The organism is Paenibacillus peoriae KCTC 3763, assembly GCF_000236805.1.
GTDB classification, from domain to species: domain Bacteria; phylum Bacillota; class Bacilli; order Paenibacillales; family Paenibacillaceae; genus Paenibacillus; species Paenibacillus peoriae.
On sequence record NZ_AGFX01000031.1, the window covers coordinates 68,497 to 92,185 of the forward strand.

Consider the following 23,689-nt stretch of genomic DNA (forward strand, 5'->3'; position numbering starts at 1 on the left):
TATTATTCGTTCTGACCGCTCACCAGTTTAATGTTAATGCGGAACGGGTCAGCTACATACTTGGCACCCTCTCGTTCTTGCACGGCATAGCCCGCTGTCGCCAAACGAGCGACAATCGCGTCCAATTCCTTCTGATCCGGCACAATCAACTCAAAATAATCCAATCCTGCTGCGTTCTCAGGAGCTGGGGGTGCGCCTTCCCCTGCCCATATATTCAAGCCCATATGGTGGTGGTAACCTCCTGCGGAGATGAACATCGCCGAGGAGCCATACCGGGACGTAATGTCAAACCCAAGCACATCGCAATAAAATTGCTGTGCCTTGAGCAAATTGGACACATGGAAGTGAACGTGACCAATTACGGTTCCCTGCGGCAGTCCCTGCCAAGGCAAGTTTTCGGAAATGGCTACTAAGCCTTCCGCATCCACGGGATCTGTACCCATAATATAAAATCCATCGGCATCTTTTTTCCATTGATCGCGAGGACGATCTGCATAGATTTCAATCCCGTTATGATCAGGATCATGGATATATAGTGCTTCACTTACATCATGGTCTCCCTGTCCGATTTCAATCTCATGTGCCAGCAGATTGCGTAGAGACAGTCCCAGAGCCACACGGTTCGGTAGAAGAATAGCAAAGTGGTATAGTCCGGCTGCAGACTGGCGCGGAAGAATGACTGCATTTTCAATATATTTTAGAGTTAGCAGCGGATGCTCCCCGTCCACAGTTAATTCAGCAGTATCCGCCGTTTGACGCAGCAGCTGAAAACCAACGACCTCGGTATAAAATCGAATCGAGCGCTCCAGGTTACTAACCTTTAGTGAAACCTGCCCGATGGTAGTTTTGTCATGAATATGCGCTGTCATGAGATTTCCCTCTTTCTTCATGGATTGGAGGAGCAAACTATCCCAAAATTAATGTTCTGTTGATGTACGACGGCTGAACAAAGAATCGAGAGACAAGCGGGTCGTCGGTGCAAAAACCAGATGAAGAGCTACCAGAATATAAGCAATATCTAGCTCATAGCCGGCACCTTGACCATTCCCCATTAACCCACCGGACAATTTAGCTGTAAAAATCGCACCGATCAAAACAATCACAAAAAGTGCGGACACATAACGAGTAAGCAATCCGAGGATTAATGCAATCCCGCCGACCAGCTCAATCACCGCAACGACATAACCTAAAAATCCTGGAATGCCAATGCTGGAAAACCAGCCTGCTACATTACCCAACCCCATTTGGAATTTGGCGATTCCGTGTGCCAAAAACAAAATCCCCAGCGCCACCCGCATAATTGTAGAAATGTTTCTACTTGCTGAACTCATGTCTATCTCTCCATTCTGTTTGTTTTTCACACTCACAAGTGTATATGAATAATTAATTTATATTACTAATAATTTGCTTAAAAAATAATACAATTCGAATCTATGCTGCAATAGATTGGTGTGAATTAAACTCAAATTATTAGTAATAGGAATAATTATTTTGTAATGCGAATTTATCATATGAAACTGTAGTCTGTCAACAAAATATTTGGTATGATAAATATTAAATTAGTATATAGTATATTTTCATAAAGGAGGAAAGCTCTATGGGTATAGGATGCAACATAAGGGCAGCACGTAAACGTAAAAATTTATCCATTCAGCAAATATGTGAGCGAACTGGACTATCACAAGGGTTTATGAGCCAGGTGGAAAACAATAAAACCTCCCCTTCCATCGCTACACTCGACAGCATCGCCAATGCGCTTAAGGTCCCTCTCGCTTTTCTGCTTCTTAAAGAAGAGGAACGAATGCAGGTGATTCGCAAGGACGAGCGCCGTAAAACGGTGTATGGTAAAAACAACCTTCAGGTCGACCATTTAGGGGGTCAGGGTAACGTTAAAATGATGCTGGTGGACATGCCGCCAGGCTCATCAACAGAAGAAGAGCATGCCCATGCTGGAGATGAAATTCATTATATTTTGGAAGGCACAGTGTATGTAGAGCAAGGCGAGGATTCTGCTACGCTTGAAGCGGGGGATTCCTTTAGCTGGAGGGCAGCCATCCCCCATTATGCTAAAAATGTAGGGGAAAGCAACGCCCGCGTCCTGATTGCCGTGTTTCTCGAAGCCGAAAATGACGCTTAATTCAGGCTGGAGCACGGCACCGTATAAATCGCAAATTTCATTAAAAAAAGCGTGTACCGGGAAGTGATCTTTTACTTCAACGATACGCGCTTTTAGTTTTTTCATTACGAGTGGGCTAATTATCTCTTTTTGGCTGCATCAATGTCCTCAGGATTCAGACCTGCCCAGATGTTCGGAATATTGACGGTTTCCGGATGCTCAAATACGAGAAACGCTGTCGGCAAATATCGCTCGCCGTATTCGGAAGAAGGCTTATTGATAATAGCGCGATCCTTAACGAGCACGGTCGATGACCCACCATCCAGATTAGCACCTATAACTGCTCCGTGCTTTAGCAAAATATTTTGCATATCGTACAAATTAGCACCGATGCTGTAACCAGGCTGACGCCCGTCAACAGTCACGAAAATAATCGCGCCGTCGGCTCTTTGTCCCATCGCAGTACGGGGAGCAATCCCCCACCCTTCACTGGCATTGCGGATTAGACCTTTCCCATTGACGATTAAGCGCGGCTGAAAGGTAACCGCTTCTTGCACATTCATTTTGGACAGTTCAGACAGTGAATAGTGCCCGGCTATCATCTTCCCCTGCTTATCAATCCCTACGATTTGGACAGAAGCATTTTTCCCCATGTCGTTGTAGTAAATTTGCCCCTGGGAGATAACAACGCCAATCGGCTTGAAGCCGTTCCCGTCCCAGTTGGGATCGGCAAAGCCGCCACCATTTACGCCAGCAATGGCTCCCAAACGCTCAACCATGCTGGATACCCGTTCTCCCCTGCCAACCTTGGCAGGAATTCCGAGCCTGATTTTAGTGGGGTCATGCACTGTCATCACATAGCCATGATAATTCCGGCCCGACACTTCTTCCACTTCAACCAGCGGCGTCTGCTGCATCTTGGTCGGAACCAGATCAGACAGATTAATCGTATGTCTGTCCTTCTCCTCGCCCATCTGCTCAAAACGAGCCGAATACTCAGCCACACGTTTTTGTGCCTCTGCTTCACCGATAAAATACTTTGCCCAGTGGCGATGTTGCGTCGTAATTAACGTGTCTGCAGCCAAATAGCGCATGTCCTTGCCAGAAGGTGTTAAAAATAACCACGCCGCTCCTCCTATTCCTACTAGCAGGAAGACTAAAAAAAGTCGCAGCACAAAGCGGCGGAATCTACCTTTCCGTTTCTTCTTTTTATTTTTTGGCCTGCGAGCTGCTGCCCGCTGTGGCAAGATTTCCGGTTTCATTCAACATCTCTCCTGTTGTGGTGACTTCAATCTTTAAAATTCATTGTTATCTATTGAACAGCAACATCTATCGACATTATCATATTCTAATTTTCTAGAATGATAGTGTCAATTTTTTAACAGATTCATCACGCTGTAAAATAGCACAACAAAAAAATTCCTCCACATGAATGTGAAGGACCGTTATCCCCCCATTACTGCGCAGCTTCCGGTTCAAGCAGCATGAACAGTTCCTTCATCTGCTGTCGCTTGAGCTTGGGACTAAGCACATACAACGTGTCCCCCGGCTCAAGCACAGTTGTGCCTCTAGGAGTAATGATCTGCTCATCGCGAATAATAGCGGTAAATAAAATGTCATCAGGAAGCTGCATGTCCTGAATCGCTTTACCTGCAATCGACATCCCCTTTTGCACCTGAATATGATTGATTTCCGAAGTGGTTTTTCCCAGAGAAACCAACTCCAGCAATGAAGGGGACGACGTCTCGTCAGGGCCCATTAAACCAAGCTTCACTGCCAGCCACGAAATGGTTGTACCTTGAATTATCGCAGAGGTAAGCACGACGAAAAATACAACATTAAAAAACATGGGCCCTACATCCATCTCATCCAGCAGAGGATAGGTGGCCAGTACAATAGGGACCGCTCCTCGCAGCCCTGCCCAGGATAACAACGTCTTTTCGCGTACTGAGTACCTGGAGAAGAGCAAGCTCAGGAAGACACCAATCGGACGAGCGATCAGCATCAGGATAAAGGAAAGCGCCAAACTTTGCCACGCAATCCCCAGCAGCTGATCGGGGAAAACCAGCAGTCCGAGCAGGACGAACATCATAATCTGCACCATCCAGGCGAAGCCATTGTTAAAATGAATAATGGATCGCTTGTAGGTCAGATCGGAGTTACCCAGCACGATAGCCATCACATATACCGCCAGCAGCCCGCTTGCTTCTAGCAAGGATGCCGCCGCATACGTCAAAATCGCAAAGGCCAGAGCCATCACGGGATACAGGCCGGATGACTCAAAATTCATTCTATTAATGGCATATACACCTAAGCGTCCAAGTGCAAAACCAATAACCAGCCCAAAGCCCATCTCCCATAAAAATAATAAAATATGTATCCAAATAGATTGCTCAGGGTGATGTATCAGTTCAATCAACGTTACGGTGAGAAATACAGCCATCGGGTCATTGCTGCCGGATTCCGCTTCGAGCGTAGAGGTAATTCGTTTCTTGATATTTTTACCGCCCAAAACGGAAAACACAGCCGCTGCGTCCGTCGATCCGACAATAGCGCCGAACAGCATAGATTCCATCCAACCTGCGCCTAAAATAAACTTTGCACAAACGCCAACAAGTACTGTCGTAACAATGACCCCAAGCGTTGATAATGACAACGCAGGTCGAATAACCGGCTTTATATCTGCAAACTTCGTCTGCATCCCGCCTTCAAACAAGATCACAATCAGTGCGAGAATACCCACCAGCTGCGTAATAAAGGCATTATCAAAATAAATAAACTGACTGAGCACCATGCCAACGACAATAAACAAAACGAGCGCAGGCATACCGAAGCGACTGGAAAATTTGGTAGTCAGTACACCGACCAGCAGTAAGCTGGACAGCAAGAGCACAATAAAATTAATGACGGTTGTCTGTTCCATACGGCTTCTCCTATCTTGAAAATAGCTGTTCATTTTTCGCCTTCTATCTATATACCCTCAAATCATGCAGAATACTAATTTCTGATCAAAAATTGTTTAGAAATCGAAAAAATCCAGCTCACGGTCTGTGCTAAAATAGCACTTCATGAGCTGGATGTATGTTTTGTATAGACTTAGCTGCGACACGTGTCGCGCTTTAGGCTTTAGGCTGAATCATTTGCGCCGGTACGACATATTGGTCAAACTGTTCCTCGGTCAGCAGGCCGCTACGAAGAGCCGCTTCTTTGAGAGACAATCCTTCCGCGTGCGCATGCTTGGCAATTTTGGCGGCATTCTCATATCCGATATATGGATTCAATGCTGTCACCAGCATCAGCGAATTGTTCAAATTGTGCTCAATTTTAGTGAGATCCGGCTCGATGCCGATCGCACAGTTATCATTAAACGCCACAATCGAATCGGCTAGCAGGTTCACGGACTGCAGGAAATTATAAATAATAACCGGCTTAAACACGTTCAGCTCAAAATTACCCTGACTCGCAGCAAAGCCGATCGCTGCATCATTACCCATAACTTGCGTAACAACCATCGTCAGCGCCTCGCTCTGGGTCGGATTTACCTTGCCTGGCATGATGGAACTGCCTGGCTCGTTCGCAGGAATCGTAATTTCGCCCAAACCGCTGCGTGGACCACTTGCCAGCCAGCGAACATCATTGGCGATCTTCATCAGGTCGGCGGCAAGCGCTTTGATTGTCCCGTGTACGGCTACAACCTCATCATGGCTGGTGAGTGCATGAAACTTGTTCGGTGCAGAAGTGAACGTTTTTCCAGTAATGCTGGAAATTTCGGCAGAGGTTCGGGTACCGAACTCTGGATGGGCGTTAATGCCTGTACCTACAGCAGTACCACCAATCGCCAGCTCCTTCATATATTGAACCGTGTCGATGATCATTCGCTTGCTCTTGTCCAGCATGGCAGTCCAGCCACTGATTTCCTGACCTAGTGTAAGCGGCGTCGCATCCTGTAGATGAGTCCGTCCGATTTTAATAATATCCTTAAATTGCTCTGATTTCTGCTGGAAGGTTCCTTTCAGCTTGTCAATGGCAGGCAGCAAGCGCTCCTCGACTGCAATAACGCCCGCCACATGAAGCGCCGTGGGAAACGTATCATTTGAGCTTTGCGACATATTCACATCGTCATTGGGATGCAGCTTCGCATCTTTTCCCTGCTCTTGCAACCATTGGCTTCCCAGATGAGCAATGACTTCGTTCACATTCATATTGGACTGTGTACCGCTCCCCGTCTGCCATACAACCAGCGGGAAATGGTCATCAACTCGTCCAGCGAGAATTTCATCTGCTGCGTAAATAATGGCGTCCTGCTTTTCCTGTGACAGCTTGCCCAGCTTATAGTTGCTGATCGCTGCACTCTTTTTAAGCACCGCAAACGCCTGAATAACCTCTAATGGCATTTTCTCCGAGCCAATCGGGAAATTTTCCTTGCTTCGTTGTGTCTGTGCGCCCCACAGGCGGTCTGCCGGTACCTTGATTTCGCCCAACGTATCCCTTTCGATGCGGTAGTTCAATTCATTTCCTCCTCTTGGCTTATGTAATTCAGACAAAATATCGTGACCTTCTTTGTCTATTATACATTAATTTTCAAATGTAATCATTTATTTTGTAAGCGTTTTTTTACAATAAGGCCGGAGGAGAAAAAGAATATCAGCTACCCGTCTGTTCTCCAAATCAGCTAATGGTGATATTACCTCTGGCATGGACTTCTTTTCTGCCCAGCAGCTTGTTCAGTGCGTCGATATAGGCTTTAGCGCTAGCTTCCAAAATGTCTGTACTTGTGCCTCTTCCTCGGGCTGTGTACTCTCCTTGCCTCAGAATAGCGTGTACTTCTCCCTGCGCATCCTTGCCATAGGTTACAGACTGAATTGAATAGTCCTCTAATTCCACTGTTTCACCACTGGCTTTATCTATAGCGTTGAAAATAGCATCTACGGAACCGTTACCCATCGCTACTTCATCAATTGTGCTTCCATCTTGTTTGCTCAACCGAATAGACGCTACTGGAACCGATTGATTGCCATAGGACACCTGAATGGAATCCAAGGTGAAAATCCGGGGAGAGACATCGCGGCTTTCATCCATCAGAACGAGCAGATCTTCATCCAGCACCTGTTTTTTCTTGTCGGTCAGAATTTTGAATTTGTGGAACGCCTCCTGAAGCTGCTCGTCTGTCAGCGCAGCAAATCCCAGGTCCGCCAGCTTTTCTTTAAACGCATGCCGACCCGAATGCTTGCCCAGCACAAGCTTACTCGTCTTCATACCAATGCGTTCGGGTGCGACAATCTCATACGTTGTACGCTCCTTAAGCATGCCGTCCTGATGAATGCCGGACTCATGTGCAAAAGCATTGGCTCCAACAATGGCCTTGTTTCCAGGCACCGGCATCCCTGTACGTTTGCTCACCAGCCGACTGGTGGCATATAGCTCCTCCAGCACCAGACTCGTCTGTGCCTCATAAAGCTCTGCTCTGGTATCAAGCGCCAGTACAACCTCCTCAATCGGTGTGTTTCCTGCCCGTTCACCGATACCATTGATCGTACCTTCAAATTGATCTACACCATTACGAATCGCTGCTAGAGTATTGGCTGTAGCCATACCAAGATCATCGTGACAATGTGTGCTAAGCTGTATTTTTTCGATGTTGGGCACTTGCTGTCTTACGGCTCTAAACATTTCACCGAACTGATCGGGCGAGGCATATCCCACCGTATCCGGCAAGTTGACCACTGTCGCCCCTGCGCGGATCGCCATATCCACGACCTCACAAATAAAGTCCAGCTCGGTACGACTGGCATCCTCCGCCGAAAATTCCACCTTGCTGAAATACTTGCGTCCATAGCGAATGGCCGCAGCCGCGATCTCTAGTACCTTCTCCTTATTCATTCGCAGCTTATGCTGACGGTGGATGGGGGAGGTGGCCAGGAACAAGTGAAGACAGGCATCCTCCGCTCCCCGTAGCGCCTCCCTGACCGCATCAATATCTTGTTCTTTGGAGCGTGCAAAACCAACCAGTGTCGCGCGGGTAACGTGTTTGGCAATCTCCTGCATGCTGGATATCTCACCAGGCGAGGTGGCCGGAAACCCGGTTTCAATCCGATCTACGCCCAGCTTTTGCAGCTGGAGGGCAATTTCCACCTTTTCTGTACTGGTCAGGCTAACCCCCGGTGATTGTTCCCCATCTCTTAACGTTGTGTCCAACACCCATATCTTGCGCATACAGCTACCACCTTTGCTTGAGTTTTAGGAGATGCTCAAAAAGCAGGTTTATAGATTATTGGATTCATATGATCATCTGATGTTTAGAATCAAAAAAAATTATGAATTGGCCATAAGCTTTTGCAATTCCAGCTTGGTACCGTCCAAATGTTGAATGCTATACAGCTCGGCAGCCTTACCATCCTGATCCCGAATCGCTTCATATATTTTCTCATGCTGTAATGTAAAATGATTTTGCATTGCCGGATCGGTAACGAGATTGTTCAGCGCCTTTCGAATCGCCTCTACAAAGCTGCGATATACGTCCGTAAGCACCTTGTTGCGAGTAGCTCCAGCCACAGCCAAGTGAAAGGTAATATCCGCATCCAGATAACCAGCCAGATCTCCGGCAGCCAATGTCGCCGCGCGGCGATCCAGCGCTTCCCGCATCAAGCGTAAATCCTCGTCATTGCGACGTAAGGCTGCCAATCTGGCAATCTCCAACTCCAATACACTCCGCACCTCATAAACCTCGATGATTTCAGCGCGGCTTAGACGGTAGTCCAATGGCTCCTGGGAGGTCGTCGGTTGGCAGACAAAGGTTCCGTGTCCTTGCTTTTTCTCTAGTAGACCGGCATGCACCAATACGCTGACCGCTTCACGCACGGTGGATCGCCCAACCCCAAAGAGCTTCATAAGTTCAGGCTCTGTTGGAATCCTTGTACCTACGCTCCATTCACCAGCTGTTATTTTTCGTTGCAACTGTTCAGCCACTTCATCGGCAATTTGCTTGCGTTTGACGGCTTGAAAAGGCACCATATCATCATTCATCTGATCATCTCCTGTTTCACATCATACTATGGCTGCTTCGTACTCTGCAACTGTTTTCCTCGGGGCTTCTCTACAAAAATAAGCCTGGTAACCGTTCTCAACACGGTCCAGGCTTATTTTTATATCATCTATTTTACGATTTCATGTTGGCTGGTGTAACACAATACAGACGGCTGGTTGTTTCAAAAATATGGCCCGGCGCCAGTGCAATCAACCCGATGTCTTCCGCAGGCAAATCCGTACGATTCGGTGCATTGATCATGTTCATTTGCGGCTCAGGACAAATAAATTCCTTGTTCGCTTTGTTGTTCCAGATCATCCAATGCTTATAGGCTGTGCCTACATCGTACACGAGGGTAGCACCTGTCTTGCTGTGTGACAGCTCCATATAGTTGCGTCCATTTTGCGGAACTGCCGTGTAATGATTATCCATAGAAGCAAAATAAGGACTAACTCCCGTTGTCTTCAGCAATTCCTCTTCTGGTGATAAAGACTGGAACTGTCCGGTGGCCAACAGCCGCTTCGTCAGTTCACGACGTTCACCGATCGTGACCTTAATCTTGTAATCCTCAGGCGAGCTATCGGGTACGAACGGAACCCGAATCGCCGTGTGGAAGGCAAACAGGTTGGGAATCGGTTGATTACCCTCGTTATGGATCACATAACGCTGTTGTAGACCAAATTCGTCCAGAGTGTACGTCAGCTTCATCGTGAAGGTAAACGGCAAGTATCGGAACATGGGATGCCCTTCCCTTACATGCTGATTCATCACCACATAGCTGCCCTGCTCCCCGGAACCGTAATCCTCAACCTCCCACCGAACGGTGTGTAAAAAGCCATGCAAATGGTTATGAGTCGCCTCTTCGTTAATCGGCAGCTCATATGTAACTCCATTCCACAGGAATTTTCCATCCTCATACCGATTTGGAGGGTACAGGAAAGGAATTCCATAAACAGACGGGTTTTGTTTAAAAGCCTCTATGCAGTCAGCATCCGGCTCACGCAGAAAAGAATACCCCAGTTCATTGTCACGAAAAGAAATCAGATTTGCACCGTTTCCCGGCAAGGCTACTGCTTCATACCGCCCAAATTTAAGACGAATGGCAGGGATTCCGTAATAAAGATCACCAATTGCAGCATGCTGTTGTGTCATCAAAAATCCTCCTTGATGAAATGACGATGGTTAATGAAAGCGTTTTGCTTTTGGCTTGACTATACCATGCTCAGCAAAAAAATTCCACGTCAACACAAAAAAAACGACGCCTCGTAAAGCATCGTCCTTTTCACATTGTTACACATACCGCCCCTGTTTGGGTACAGCTATGCGCTCAAAATCAGCGGCAAGTCGCTCCAACTGATCCTTTAACTTGGTTCCACGCATGTAATGACCGTGCCCTGTAACTGCAACCTCAGGCTTTAGACCGGCCAGCATTACCACTGAGCGCTGTGCAGCCTGCCAATCTGTCGTAAAATACGCAGGCGGCCCGTGGATTTCTTTTTCCTGTAAAATTTCTTTTTCCTTTAAAATAACAGTCAGTGCCGATTCCTGCTTCACCGTAATAAAAGCGTCTCCAGCCACCAGCAGCCGTCTTCGCTCATGAAAAAGCGATACATGACCAGGTGTATGTCCTGGCGTATGCAGCCACTTCCAGCCGGGAGCACCAGGGACACTGCCATCCTGAGGCAAGGGAGCAATGCGATCATCGAGATCTATAGCATCATTGGGGTATAGAAAAGAAATACCCGACAACAAACCTCCACCCACACCGGGATCAGGTTTCTGATAATCCTTCATTCCCGTCAAATAAGGCAATTCCAGCGGATGTGCATATACTGGAGCCCCCCAATGCTGTACCAGCTCAATAACAGAGCCTACATGATCAAAATGACCATGAGTAAGCACAATAGCAATCGGAGGGCCCGTGAACCGTTCCTCAGCCTGGCGAATAATCGAATCTGTAAATCCTGTCATCCCCGTATCCACCAGCACCCAGGTTCGGCTTCCCGGCTCCCCGACAAAACACATATTTACAAACAGTGTCCGTAAGCTCAAGAGATCGGGAGCAGCCTCTTCATTTGCCGTCATTCCTTCGGTGAACAGATGATTTGCCAAAGCGTCACCCTCCTATTCACATGGAATTTCCTGTTATTATCGACCTATAGGCTTCCCCCATGTCAGCAGATTATTCGGACACTGCTAAATATAATCCGCTTGTCACGAAAATAGACCTGTTTACATTACTCGGGTAATTTGCTCCAAGCCGCATCCAGCAAATAATCGAATAAATCGTCATTTTCTTCAATCCAGCCATCCATCTCCAGCATTTCTTCCTCTACCCGCGATTCTCCCGCAAAATGAAGACTGTAGTCCCATTCCTTCCCCCTTTTACTGTGGAATGTAATTTCATATACAGACTGATGTCCATCTACTCCAAATATGGCTTGGCCTAAATAAACACCGTTTTCATCTCTCGTCATCTGTGCCTGTTGAATATGTACTTCCTTCACTTCCTGAGGTGAATTTTGCTCTGTCATTCATTGATCCGCCCTTTCATTTTTCCTAAAATGTACCAAAATTGATTTGAGAACCTTTTCGTTACATTGTACAATATATAAGCTATGCGTAGAATTTGCAAAAAAACTGTGCAAGCGACCCAAGCCTGTTTAAGGCTTTTTCGTGAAATGGAGGAATGTAACATGTCAGATTTTCAACAAAAATTGCAAAAATATGCCGAATTAGCCGTTCGAGTGGGTGTCAATGTCCAGCCTGGACAGACCCTCGTCGTTCATGCTCCCATCTTGTCCGCCGAACTCGTGCGACTGATTGTCAAATCAGCCTACACAGTCGGAGCGAAGCTGGTTAAAGTAAAATGGAGCGATGAGACCATCACCCGGTTACAGTATGAACTGGCTCCTGACGAAACGTTTAATATCCCCCCCAAATGGTATGCAGCCGAAATGACGGAAGAGGCTAAACATGGTGCGGCAGTGCTCCATGTTATTGCCGAAAATCCCGATCTGCTTAAAGGCATCCCGTCCAGCCGAATCACGGCTGCACAGCGGGTGCGGTCACATGAATTACAACAATACCGTGAATATCAAATGGCTGACAAATTCAGTTGGTCACTGGTAGCTTACCCTTCTGCAGAGTGGGCAGCCAAAGTATTCCCTGATCTGCCTGCTTCCGAGCAAATAGATAAGCTGTGGGATGCTATTTTCAGCACCGTGCGTGTAGATCTGGACAATCCCGTGGAAGCGTGGAAAGAGCATTTGAAAACCCTTTCCAGCAAATCCGATATTTTAAACGCCAAACGCTATAAAAAACTTCATTATTTAGCCCCAGGAACCGACCTCACCATCGAATTGGCTAAGGATCACCTCTGGGTAGCTGCTGAAAGCGTCAATCAACAAGGACATACCTTCGTAGCCAACATGCCTACCGAAGAAGTATTTACAGCTCCACTTAAAACAGGAGTAAACGGCAAAGTCAGCAGTACCAAACCACTTAGCTACAGTGGCAATATTATCGACAACTTTTCGTTGACCTTTGAAAATGGACGCATTGCCGATGTACAGGCTGAAACAGGTTTGGAGACTCTTCAGCATCTCGTAGAAATGGATGAAGGCTCCCACTACTTGGGAGAGGTTGCTCTTGTACCTCACAAGTCACCTATCTCTGACAAAAATATTTTGTTCTATAATACGTTGTTTGATGAAAATGCATCCAACCACCTGGCCATTGGTAATGCCTATGCATTTAACCTTAAAGGCGGCAAGGATATGACTGCAGAGGAACTGGTAGCGAATGGTCTGAATTTCAGTCTGACGCACGTCGACTTTATGATTGGTTCAGCTGAAATGGACATTAACGGCGTTACCGAGGACGGCACGGAGGAGCCTATCTTTCGTAAAGGAAATTGGGCGATCTAAAATGCAAAAAGGCTCTCGCCGCTTCATGCGGGGGAGCCTTCTTACTACTTCAGCAGGTGATCACATATATTTTATAACGTATTGAGCCAATAATTTGCTGCAAATCCAAAAACAATTTGTACCACGCTGATGATAAAAAAGACAATAAGGCAGCTTACAACTCTTCGATTGGTGCTTTGATGCATGGATAAAGATGATTTTACATAAAACATACTGCCAAAGATTCCTAAACATATACCCAAGATCCCCGCGAATAGCCATCCAATAGCCAAGCTAAGTGTGACAAAAGCCCAGCTCCAGCCGGGAACTTTGCTCACAGGAACATAAGGCTTATTGGACCCGAGATATACACCATCCACGGCCAAATCCGCTTTGTTGCCGATGACCACCACATTCACAGCTTTATTATTCAATTTGATTGGAAAATCAATCAAATTCAAAAATACATTCTGGGTTTTAACTTTTTGCTCGCTCCCATTCACAATGATTTTGCCGCCATTCAGGCCACGCTTGTACTCAATACTATATTGAGTCCCGTTGTCTTCCACATTCCATTTTGCCATCGTTAAACTCCTCTCAAGTTTTAGGTAAGCCGTAGATGTACTTCCGGCATTTCCTGATTATGTATCAATAAAATCATAACATAAGTTACAAGTTAAATAATGGTAAAAAAAAGACCGCTTATCAGCGGCCTTTGTCTATCATTTAAATTCTAAAAAGTTGGTTTTTTTAGGTTAGATCTTATATCCAAGTTTAGCCTTATAAGCCCGTGAATACTGATCAGCAGCTAAAATCGCATCCAGTACATCATCCGCTGTAACGGCAAATGGCAGATTGTGAGCGGTTTCGCCTTCTTTCGTGGCCGCCTGGGCTACCCGATACAAATCCTCGCGTGAAGCTTCCTGAAGCTTAACGTCTTCCAGCGTTACGGGTAGATCCAGCCTTAGATAAAAGTCGATATATCGTTCCACCTCGGTCAGAGGTCTTTGCTCCAAGGCAAGCTGTACCAAGGTGCCAAAAGCTACCTTCTGACCATGCGTCAGGTGATGAATGTCCCCTTCCAGCACGGTAAAACCATTGTGAATCGCATGTGCGCCTGCCAGGCCACCGCTTTCAAACCCTAAACCGCTCAGTAGTGTATTGGCTTCCACCACCGCTTCCAGCGCAGGTGTGACGACTTTACGCTTTACAGATTCGTAAGCCTGCAGTCCGTAGTCGAAAAGAACCTCTTCGCACTTGGACGCAATGGCTTCGGCTGCCAAGGTGGGCAAACCGCCAGCCATGGTCGTTGCACGAGCTTCGATCACTGCGCGAGCTTCAATCCATGTTGCCATAGCATCTGCAATACCTGAGGAGAGGAATAGTGGCGGCGCTTGGGAAATGACTTTCGTATCGACCAGAATCAAGCTTGGATTTTTACTAAAAAAGGAATACGTATCAAACGCACCTTCATCCGTGTACAAGACAGATAGCGCACTGGTCGGTGCATCCGTGGAAGCAGTCGTAGGAATAATCACAACCGAGGAACCGAGTAGTTCATTCACGGCTTTGGCGGTATCCAGTGTTTTGCCACCACCAACACCGATGACAATATCAACCTCACCGCTTCGTCCCTGATCAGCAATACGGTTCACTTCATTTTTGGACGCTTCTCCTTGAAATTCAACCTTAACCGCCGTAATCCCCGCCTGCTCCAGACTTTTGACTACCCGGTCGGCTGCGATGCCCCAAACCAGCTTATCTGCAATAACCAGGGCAGTTTGACCTAATGGCTTGACATACTCACCAGCTTTATCAATCACGTTTTTCCCTTGCACATATTTACCTGGACTAATAAATACTTTTTCGCTCATTGTTCAACTCTCCTTTCAAGTTTGTACAACTCTTATTATACGGTGGAAAGGGCACACATCTCAATTTCAAACCCGAGATCTTCAATCATTTGATGATCAGCTGTGACGTCTTGCCCTTCTGTCGTCAAATAATCGCCTACAAAAATCGAATTAGCTGCATATAGAGATAGAGGCTGCAGTGAGCGTAAATTCAGCTCCCGACCGCCAGCGACACGTATTTCTTTGGATGGACAGATGAATCGGAACAATGCCAGTACTTTTAATGCTCTGATCGGAGTTACTCGTTTTTCTCCTTCCAGCGGGGTTCCGGGAATCGGATTCAGAAAATTAACCGGAATCGAATCAGCATCAAGTTCCCGCAAGGCATAGGCCATTTCAACGATTTCCTCATTCGTTTCCCCCATACCGATAATAACGCCAGAGCACGGAGACATTCCGTGAGACTGAGCTATTTGAACAGTTTCGATCCGTTGATCATATGTATGTGTAGTAGTGATGGACGGATAATTGTCCTTGCTTGTATTTATATTATGGTTGTAACGATGTACACCAGCCTCTGCCAGTCTCTGGGCCTGATCTTGCTTTAGAATCCCCAGGCAAGCACAAATTTTGAGCGGCATCGTACGGGTAATTTCCTGCACAGCCTCAATCACCTGATCCAGCTCTCGATCTGTTGGGCCTTTGCCGGAGGCGACAATGCAGTACGTCCCTGCTTTTCGTGCCATCGCCTCACGCGCCCCAGCCAGCAGAGATTCCTTGTCCAGCATACTGTACTTGCTGACAGGCGCCGTGGAGACAATAGATTGTGAGCAATAGCCGCAATCCTCCGGACACAGGCCGCTTTTGGCGTTCATGATCATGTTAAGCTTAACCTTTTTGCCGTAAAAATGATGCCGTACCCGGAACGCAGTTTGCATAATGGACAATATGTCCTCATCGTCCGCTTCCAATATCGCGGTGCCTTCCTTAAGTGTCAGCCTGGTGCCGTGGATCGCTTTATCCGCCAACGACGAGTACCACTCCAAACCCTCATTAAATAATTTCATACTTCATACCTCCATCATTTTGATCATGAAAAATAATAAATGCTCAGGATAACTTAAATTCATTTTTCAATTGTCAACTTAATATGTTTCATTTTGGTTGACAATAACACAAACATCATATCAATTCATGCCCTTTCTGTAAAGAAGGCAAATTAAAAAGCGACCCCATATCATTCAAGGTCGCTTCCAAGGTTTTATTCCATTATGAAACTCCTGCTTCCTCCACGATGACAGGCTGCTTTATCAGCCGAATACGTGAAATCCGCTTATTTTCAACTTCCTCAACAACAAACATACATCCTTCAAACTCGACAGACTGACCCGGCTGTGGAGGAATAACCTCAACATGTGAGTATAGCCAGCCTCCTACCGTATCATAATCCTCATGATCGAGTTCCAGTCCAAAGCGATCGTTCACTTCATCAATTAATAACATACCGTCAATGGAAAACTCCTCGTCATTAATCTGCTCACAGCCAGGACGTTCCTGATCGAACTCATCCTGAATTTCACCCACGATTTCTTCCATAATGTCTTCCAGCGTTACCATCCCCGATGTTCCGCCATATTCATCAATCAAAATCGCAATTTGCGTCTTGCTGCGCTGTATGCGCTTAAGCAGGTCACTAATTTGTGTGGATTCAGGAACAGCCAAAATCGGTCGAATCATCGTACGGGTATCCAGTGTGTTCGCCCGCAGAAGGTCCTTAATGTGGATAAAGCCAATGATGTGGTCCTTATCTTCGGCGCAGATTGGATAACGGGTTCTCATGCTTTCCGTCGCAATTCTGAGATTTTCCTCTCTGGACTCATTGCTGTACAAACAGATCATCTCGGTACGCGGAATCATAATTTCCCTGGCGGTCGTATCGGTAAAATCAAATATATTATCAACAAGCGCCAATTCCGTATTGTCAATTAGTCCGCTCTTATTGCTTTCTTTCATCAGAATGCGTATTTCATCTCCCGTATGCGCGGAATCGTCATATTCAGATACCGGCTCCATACGGAATAAACGCAACAGGCTGTTCGCCATTCCATTCAACACCCAGATGAACGGATACATCAGCTTGTAAAACCAAGTCATCAGCATGGCTGAATACAGCGTAATGGTCTCAGATTTACGAATCGCTATCGTTTTGGGCGCCAATTCACCCAGCACAATATGCAAAATCGTAATAACAATAAATGCAATGACCACGGCAGTTCCGTGCACATATACCGCTCCCAATCCGGCGGCAGTAAATACAGGTTCGATCAGATGTGCGATGGCCGGCTCTCCGATCCAGCCCAGTCCCAGCGATGCTAGTGTAATGCCCAACTGGCAGGCTGACAGATATGCATCCAAATTGCGTAGCATATTGGCAGCGTACACGGCTTTTTTGTTGCCCGCCTCCACCAATGTTTCAATACGGCTGCTTCTGACCTTGACCATGGCAAATTCCGCAGATACAAAAAAACCATTCAATAATACTAATGCAAATACAATAATTAAGTTAAACATACTCGGTAAAGGGTCACTCAATATGCTCCCCATCAGCCGTCATTACGGCAGACAGGCGCACCTCCTTCGGATAATTTCATCATAGACAGAACGATAACACATCATAAGCAGCGTCAACTTCCCAACACGTTCACTCCTTTCGGCTTCTAAAAGCATTTTTCCGCATGATTAAATAGATTTTTATCAGCTTATATTCAATTATATAACTATACTCTATACAGTCAAACCACAAGCAATGTCAGAAAAATCAGTTTCCGCTGTTATTTAGGTCAAAAAGCTTCCTTTTTCGCCTCTTACCACAAAGGAAGCAACTATATTTGAGAAAGAATATAAACAAAATACATCCCCTGCCTTCAGGCAGAGGATGCAGACTAATATATATAAAGGCATCAGCGAACCGGGGATACGCCCGGATTCCCGATGACGCCGGGATATTGATACACCAAAGGCTCATCAAAAGTAGCATAGTCCAGATTAACCATCAGTAACACCGTCCGCTTGCCCGTAGCCGGATCACTGATAATAATGTGGTCACGACCTGCTGCTTCCAGAACACCTTTGAATATTTTCGCATTCCATTCCCGGTTATTTTCATACGTCATATAAAAGGTTCCTGTTTTACCCAAGTTCAAGCGCAAAATGTTTTCAATATATGATTGCTCAAATTGCGGAGTCTGACTCTGTACCACCATACCAGCCGGTGTCATCGCGCTGCCGCTGTTAACCTGAGGGGGGAAGGTGCTGATGGGCTGCATGGTTCCCATTGGATTCATCCCTCTGGGCCATTCGGGATACCCGCCACCGGCAGAATAAGAGACAGGACGGTAAGCTTGCTGTGAAATCATGTAAATTCCTCCTAAAATGGTTTTAAATCATTCAAACTTATGTTGAAACGCTCTAATAGACGGCAGGGCAATCCTGTACAGTCGGGCTAAAGAAGCAATGTGCTTTGAAACGCCCGGTGTTAGTCTGGTTATACCATGTATCCGGACACTCTCCGGAAGGTCTGAAAAACCACAATGCATTCGAAGCCGGGCGTATTTTTTCCCCATTAATGACACGCCGGGCAAGACGAATGTCTCGGTCACGAGCTCTTTGATAAAAGTACCCCTTTTGGGTAGCTTCAAATCCGCCTGGACTTTGAAAGACCATATCGTTCATGAGGCGAATTCCCTGAAAATCCAGACAATTGGCCAAAATCCTATTTACTCCGACATTGCCAACCATGAGCATCCCCTGCTCTCCTTCTCCTTCGGCCTCTGCCCGCATAAGTCGGGCGAGTGTCCTTACATCCTCTGAGTTGACATTAATAACGGCCAACGCGTCCCCTCCTCGTTCTTCATCACATACCGTATCGTATGGTACAAATGCCCAATAGGTGACAGCTTAAAAAACAAACAAAAAAAATAGCCCCCAAATTAGGGACTACTTATTGGGTCAGTATTAGGGTTCATAAATCATTTTGCGCGTCATGCCACCATCTACCACCAGATTTGTACCTGTTACAAAATCATTACCAGATTGGGTCAAATAGAGACAGGCCCGAGCAATGTCTTTAGGAGTCCCCACGCGTCCAGACGGATGCTGCCGATGGTCTTCTGCACGCAGTTGCCCGTAATCCCCGGTTTCAATCCACCCTGGACTGATGCAATTGACCTGGATTCCATCCTTTCCTAGGGATATGGCCATCGCGTGTGTAAGGGCCGCAATGGCGCCTTTGGACGCCGCATAGGCTTCTGTATCTGGCTCCGACATAAAAGCACGTGTAGAGGTCATATTGACCACCGATCCACCCTCCGGATTTCGTTTCATCACCTTGGCCGCTTCCCGTGTCGCAATAAAACAGCTGCGTACATTCGTATTCAAAATGTCATCCCATTCTGCTACCGTCAACTCATACGGAGACTTCCATTTAGACACACCTGCGTTGTTGATCAGTGTATGAATAGTACCGTATTCTTCCTCCGTGGTACGAATTAGCGTTACAATATCTTCTTCTTTCCGCACATCACAAGGAATAAAAATGGCCTGATATCCTTCATTTCGTGCCGCTGCAACGGCGGCCGCGCCCTCTTCCTCATTACGGTCCGCAAATACGACTTTGGCACCCTGTGCAGCGTAGGCAAAAGCAACCTCTTTCCCGATTCCATGCGCCGCTCCTGTTACAATAACAACTTGTCCTTCAAATGACACGACTCATTCCTCCCTCTAAACTCTTTGCTATTATATATGGACCAAAATGTGCTGTACAAGAAACACTCACAGCCCCCTACCCTGTTGCATCGCAGAAGGCTGTGAATGATCAAATGAAGGAATAGGCTGTGATCACATTTTTACCTGTTCCAGGCTATAGCGATTAAGGCGTTGAAATCCGATATATCGTGTACCCTGAAAGGTAAGCCGTCCCTCATCCCCTTCTGCACATTGACCGTATTCTTCTCCGGTTACCTTAAACTCCATCCGGTCGCCGCTCTCCACCTCAAAGGTTAGATAATAGAAAGTATAGGTACGAGTCCCTTGTTCCTCCTGCCGCCTCTGCTGGAGATGTGTCCTTCTGGCCGTAATTCGGGAACCGACTGTCAATACAGGCTGCCTTTTATTTCGGCTCCATTCCATGACTTCTCTGCCCGCAGACAACACGACAATGCCTAGCACGACTACGAAAAAAACGGGCAGTACCGTACCCAGCCAATCGAACATCCATAATGACTCAAATCCCATGCACCGCACTCCTCTCCGCCAGGCATTCCACAGGGAAACCGCCGGGCATCCTCACATGACCTAAGCTTTCCGTAATAGTATATGTAGGTTCCTGCCCAAATTTGATAGCAACTCCTTAAGAACGCCAAGAGCCTCCACGGAATGATCCGGGAGGCTCAAGATATGGCGATATCAGAATGGTACATTGATTTACACATGTACAAGCTGGAGATAATGTTGTGTCTCATCCAGAACTTCACAATCTTCGGCTTCAGCGTAACGCTCCGCACACTGCTTGCAGTCCTCTTCAGTTGTGCAACCATAGGCATCCTGACAAGTGTAACAAAATTGAAGGTAGTATTGGGTTAACATATGATCCTGATTCGCTCTCATGATTATCACTCCTATCGTTGTTTACAGGTTTAGTATAACAGCGCCGCAGTTTTTACTTTGTGATTTTTTTCACATATCATCGTATAAAATTTAAATTTTTCAACAATAAAACGCCCCACGCCTTTTTCCTGAGTCTGCATGTCTTTTGAGAACCTGCAAAGTTAGGAAAAAAGCCCAGGGCGATCATCTTTATAAAGTTTATAGAATTCTCCAGTTTACGCCGCCGTCCGTCGTTTTCAGCAATAGTGATTTCTTATCGTCCAGACGCTCCAAAAGCAGCCAGCCTACTGAAGATGAAGCAAAACGGAGCTTGACCGATCGAGGGTAATCTTTTAGCTTCGAAGCCAGTACTTTGTTGCCTGTGAGACTTGTCCACGTCTTTCCCCCATCCAACGTGCGGCTCATTCCGGTTTGGGTTATAATCCAGCCTTCCTTTTCGTTCAGGAAGGTACGCCCAGGGATAATAGAGTTGCTTTTGCTGCTCAGGCCCAAAGACACAGCGTTCCATTGCGTGCCTGCATCAGCAGTAAACAGTCCGCTATATTTTGTGCTGTTATCTCCATAACAAAGGACTGGAACCCAATACGAGGAGCTGCTTCCTTGAAGAGACTGCTGAGCTTCTGCTTGTACCTGCGGGCAACCCTGCAATCTATGAACTGCCGGAGTCCATGTTTTCCCTTGATTCAAAGTTCTATACAGTTTAACACCGCTATCCCGATTAATCGCAACAAAACCCTGATTGCCGGAAGAAAAACTCATCCCCGCCACAAGGCCCTGATCGGGCAGCCCCGAGCCTGATACGCCGGATGTCATACCGGAACTCTGCGCAACCTTTTTCCAGGTGGCTCCCCCGTCAGTGGTGTGATACAACAATTTTTGCTGATCATGCTTATCCAGGTTTACATATGCCATGATCCAGCCTGTAGACGGATTCACATATTGAATGGAACTCACATATTCCCCGTTTGGCAGTGCTGACACATCCCAGCTCTGTCCTCCATCAGACGTTCGGAGAATAACAGTTGCTGTTTTGTCCAAATTTTGACGGACAACCCAACCGTGACGGGAATCAGTGAAGCTAATGTCCTTTCCATATTCAAGCTTGTCTTGAAATTGAACATTTTCGGAAGGAGAAATATTATTCCAGGTCTTTCCTCCATCATGCGTATAGTAAAGTCGAAACTCATTGCGGGTAACTCCCCAAACCAAGCCTTTATTGTTATCGATCAAATGAAAATCGGCTATTCGCGTCTGTACTACATATTTGGCGTTTGGATCGCCCACCTGTGGAGTTAAAGGTGGATTAATCGTGATCGTCTGTCCCTGGTCATCTGGTTCTTCTACCGAGGGTTTGGTTACAGTTTTTGGGGGTTCAGAAGAACAGGCAGTCAACAGAATGCCAGTCAACAGCATTATTCCCCCCAGGAGCGCACGCCAGCGCAGTTTCATATATAAAAATCCTCCCTCAATGGCATGCGGTAATCCCGTGCCAAAAGCTTATCTGAAACAAAATTATAACATAAACGACCTTATGTGACACTTTTCGTGCTCATGACAAAAAAACCGGATCTGCACATCAGTGCAGAAATCCGGCTTTTTCCATAATCATTTGATCAAGCTTTACGATTCAACAAGCTTTTGTGATATCCATAAAAGAAGTAAATCAGCAGCCCAATCAGGAGCCACACGAGGAATCCGATCCACGTACTAATATGAAGCTGGAGCATCAGACCGATACACACGAGAGCACTCAAAATCGGAATCACCGGAACCCATGGCACGACAAATCCTCTTTTCAAATCCGGCCGTTTCTTACGAAGAACGATAACTCCCACCGATACGACTGCAAAAGCGAACAGGGTTCCAATGCTCGTCAGATTAGTCAGTGCCTGTAACGGAAACAATCCACTAGCCAAGGCAATAATGCTGCCAACCAGCCAGGTGCTTCGAATCGGTGTTTGAGTTTTGGCATTTACTTTAGACAAAAATAACGGTAAAAGTCCATCGCGTGACATGGAGAAAATTAACCGTGTCTGACCATACAGCAGCACCAGCAGTACAGTAGTCATCCCTGCAATCGCACCGACTGAAATCAGTCCTGCCACAAAGTCCTGATGAATAAAGCGCAGGGCAAACGCAACAGGATCGCTTACCCCCAGCTGTGTGTAAGGCACCATTCCTGTTAATACGACCGAAACTGCTATATACAGTACCGTACAGATCGCCAACGAAGAAATAATGCCAATTGGCATGGTCCGCTGCGGATTGCGTACCTCTTCGGCTGCGGTTGAGATGGCATCGAAGCCCAGATAAGCGAAAAATACGATGGCTGCTGCATTTAGAACACCGGAAAATCCATAAGGCAAAAATGGCGTCCAGTTGGCAGGTTTAACATAAAAGATTCCGATTCCAATAAATAGCAGTACAACGCCGACTTTGACACATACCATTATAAAATTGAATCGAACTGTCTCCCTTGCCCCGAGACTCAGTAATAGTGTGATTAACATAATAATGCACACGGCAGGCAGATCAATAATGGTCCCCTTGGCCGAATTGAAGGCTGCGGTTAGAGCAAGGGGCAGATGTATATCGAACCCCGCCAGCAAGCCTTGAAAATAAGCAGACCAGCCACTGCTTACAGAGGCGGCCGCCACTCCGTATTCCAGAATCAAGTCCCAGCCCAGCACCCAGGCCAGAATCTCTCCAAATACAATATAACTATATGCATAAGCACTGCCCGCTGCGGGGACTGTAGATGAAAGCTCCGCATAGCACAAAGCAGCCAGCACACAGGCAATCCCTGCAATTACAAAAGAGAGCATTAATCCAGGACCTGCATTTTCTGCTGCTGCCTTGCCAGTGATAACAAAAATCCCGGTACCGATGATACAACCTACACCCAGCATAGTAAGGTCAAAGGCGCTCATCGTTCTCTTTAACTGTCCTGTAGATCCGCTTTCCTCATGTGGGAGTAATCCTGTTTTTTTTCGAAATAAGTCCATATCCATAATCCTCTTTCCCTAATTCATACGTTAATATCGCTGCTGCAACGCTTTAGTGTATGTCCCTAGCATTCGATTAATTATTAGCGAGTCCCGCTTTGAAGTCAAGGAGAAATGTC

The 23,689-nt window shown here is 46.5% G+C and carries 23 protein-coding genes; 2 read left to right on the plus strand and 21 right to left on the minus strand.

The window, feature by feature from the left end; all coding sequences use genetic code 11:
- Window positions 1–2: 2 nt before the first annotated feature.
- The gene (locus KQI_RS0117630; RefSeq protein WP_010348175.1) at window positions 3–869 is read right to left on the minus strand and encodes a VOC family protein; all 867 of its coding nucleotides are present in this window, start codon (window positions 867–869) and stop codon (window positions 3–5) included.
- 48 nt (window positions 870–917) lie between these two features.
- Window positions 918–1,331, minus strand: coding sequence for a DoxX family protein (locus tag KQI_RS0117635; RefSeq protein ID WP_010348176.1), 414 nt, complete (start codon window positions 1,329–1,331; stop codon window positions 918–920).
- A 266-nt stretch (window positions 1,332–1,597) separates the two neighbouring features.
- Between KQI_RS0117635 and KQI_RS0117640 the strand changes: the two genes are divergently transcribed.
- On the plus strand, window positions 1,598–2,137 hold the full coding sequence (locus tag KQI_RS0117640; protein WP_010348177.1) for a helix-turn-helix domain-containing protein: 540 nt from the start codon (window positions 1,598–1,600) through the stop codon (window positions 2,135–2,137).
- A gap of 119 nt (window positions 2,138–2,256) precedes the next feature.
- Here KQI_RS0117640 and KQI_RS0117645 read toward each other — a convergent pair whose 3' ends face one another.
- From KQI_RS0117645 to KQI_RS0117680, 8 genes are all read right to left on the minus strand, one after another.
- Window positions 2,257–3,378, minus strand: a complete 1,122-nt coding sequence (locus KQI_RS0117645; RefSeq protein WP_010348178.1) for a phosphodiester glycosidase family protein — start codon at window positions 3,376–3,378, stop codon at window positions 2,257–2,259.
- 194 nt (window positions 3,379–3,572) lie between these two features.
- Window positions 3,573–5,039 (minus strand): potassium/proton antiporter, encoded by a 1,467-nt coding sequence (locus KQI_RS0117650; protein ID WP_010348179.1) that lies wholly within the window; start codon window positions 5,037–5,039, stop codon window positions 3,573–3,575.
- Window positions 5,040–5,235: 196 nt separating this feature from the next.
- Window positions 5,236–6,624, minus strand: coding sequence for a class II fumarate hydratase (gene fumC / locus KQI_RS0117655; RefSeq protein ID WP_010348180.1), 1,389 nt, complete (start codon window positions 6,622–6,624; stop codon window positions 5,236–5,238).
- Between the two features lie 160 nt (window positions 6,625–6,784).
- A complete protein-coding gene (locus KQI_RS0117660) occupies window positions 6,785–8,329 on the minus strand; it encodes a 2-isopropylmalate synthase (RefSeq protein WP_010348182.1) in 1,545 nt (514 codons plus the stop codon).
- Window positions 8,330–8,428: 99 nt separating this feature from the next.
- Window positions 8,429–9,139, minus strand: a complete 711-nt coding sequence (locus KQI_RS0117665) for a FadR/GntR family transcriptional regulator (RefSeq protein ID WP_010348183.1) — start codon at window positions 9,137–9,139, stop codon at window positions 8,429–8,431.
- Between the two features lie 133 nt (window positions 9,140–9,272).
- Window positions 9,273–10,292 (minus strand): aldose 1-epimerase, encoded by a 1,020-nt coding sequence (locus KQI_RS0117670; RefSeq protein WP_010348184.1) that lies wholly within the window; start codon window positions 10,290–10,292, stop codon window positions 9,273–9,275.
- A 138-nt stretch (window positions 10,293–10,430) separates the two neighbouring features.
- Complete coding sequence (locus KQI_RS0117675; protein WP_010348185.1) at window positions 10,431–11,252, minus strand: MBL fold metallo-hydrolase; 822 nt, start codon at window positions 11,250–11,252, stop codon at window positions 10,431–10,433.
- Window positions 11,253–11,377: 125 nt separating this feature from the next.
- Window positions 11,378–11,674, minus strand: coding sequence for a hypothetical protein (locus tag KQI_RS0117680; protein WP_010348186.1), 297 nt, complete (start codon window positions 11,672–11,674; stop codon window positions 11,378–11,380).
- Window positions 11,675–11,836: 162 nt separating this feature from the next.
- Here KQI_RS0117680 and KQI_RS0117685 point away from each other — a divergent pair, with 162 nt between their 5' ends.
- A complete protein-coding gene (locus KQI_RS0117685) occupies window positions 11,837–13,069 on the plus strand; it encodes an aminopeptidase (protein WP_010348187.1) in 1,233 nt (410 codons plus the stop codon).
- A 71-nt stretch (window positions 13,070–13,140) separates the two neighbouring features.
- Here KQI_RS0117685 and KQI_RS0117690 read toward each other — a convergent pair whose 3' ends face one another.
- The 11 genes from KQI_RS0117690 to KQI_RS0117740 all read right to left on the minus strand — a co-directional run bounded on the left by KQI_RS0117690 (window position 13,141) and on the right by KQI_RS0117740 (window position 23,570).
- Window positions 13,141–13,632, minus strand: coding sequence for a hypothetical protein (locus KQI_RS0117690; RefSeq protein ID WP_010348188.1), 492 nt, complete (start codon window positions 13,630–13,632; stop codon window positions 13,141–13,143).
- A gap of 171 nt (window positions 13,633–13,803) precedes the next feature.
- Window positions 13,804–14,922 carry a glycerol dehydrogenase gene (locus KQI_RS0117695; protein ID WP_010348189.1) on the minus strand — a complete coding sequence of 373 codons (1,119 nt, stop codon included), beginning with the start codon at window positions 14,920–14,922 and terminating at the stop codon, window positions 13,804–13,806.
- Window positions 14,923–14,957: 35 nt separating this feature from the next.
- Window positions 14,958–15,968: a biotin synthase BioB gene (bioB, locus tag KQI_RS0117700; protein ID WP_010348190.1), complete on the minus strand. Its 1,011-nt coding sequence runs from the start codon at window positions 15,966–15,968 to the stop codon at window positions 14,958–14,960.
- Between the two features lie 202 nt (window positions 15,969–16,170).
- Window positions 16,171–17,472 carry a hemolysin family protein gene (locus KQI_RS0117705; protein WP_010348191.1) on the minus strand — a complete coding sequence of 434 codons (1,302 nt, stop codon included), beginning with the start codon at window positions 17,470–17,472 and terminating at the stop codon, window positions 16,171–16,173.
- 389 nt (window positions 17,473–17,861) lie between these two features.
- Window positions 17,862–18,317 (minus strand): spore coat protein GerQ, encoded by a 456-nt coding sequence (gerQ, locus tag KQI_RS0117710; RefSeq protein WP_010348192.1) that lies wholly within the window; start codon window positions 18,315–18,317, stop codon window positions 17,862–17,864.
- Between the two features lie 52 nt (window positions 18,318–18,369).
- Window positions 18,370–18,792 carry a cell wall hydrolase gene (locus tag KQI_RS0117715; protein ID WP_010348193.1) on the minus strand — a complete coding sequence of 141 codons (423 nt, stop codon included), beginning with the start codon at window positions 18,790–18,792 and terminating at the stop codon, window positions 18,370–18,372.
- 123 nt (window positions 18,793–18,915) lie between these two features.
- Window positions 18,916–19,665, minus strand: coding sequence for an SDR family NAD(P)-dependent oxidoreductase (locus tag KQI_RS0117720; protein WP_010348194.1), 750 nt, complete (start codon window positions 19,663–19,665; stop codon window positions 18,916–18,918).
- A gap of 132 nt (window positions 19,666–19,797) precedes the next feature.
- Window positions 19,798–20,193, minus strand: coding sequence for a DUF2500 domain-containing protein (locus tag KQI_RS0117725; RefSeq protein WP_010348196.1), 396 nt, complete (start codon window positions 20,191–20,193; stop codon window positions 19,798–19,800).
- Between the two features lie 189 nt (window positions 20,194–20,382).
- Window positions 20,383–20,565, minus strand: a complete 183-nt coding sequence (locus KQI_RS28040) for a hypothetical protein (protein WP_080572162.1) — start codon at window positions 20,563–20,565, stop codon at window positions 20,383–20,385.
- Between the two features lie 198 nt (window positions 20,566–20,763).
- Complete coding sequence (locus KQI_RS0117735) at window positions 20,764–22,014, minus strand: YCF48-related protein (protein ID WP_010348197.1); 1,251 nt, start codon at window positions 22,012–22,014, stop codon at window positions 20,764–20,766.
- 164 nt (window positions 22,015–22,178) lie between these two features.
- Window positions 22,179–23,570 carry a branched-chain amino acid transporter BcaP gene (locus tag KQI_RS0117740; RefSeq protein WP_010348198.1) on the minus strand — a complete coding sequence of 464 codons (1,392 nt, stop codon included), beginning with the start codon at window positions 23,568–23,570 and terminating at the stop codon, window positions 22,179–22,181.
- Window positions 23,571–23,689: the final 119 nt, after the last annotated feature.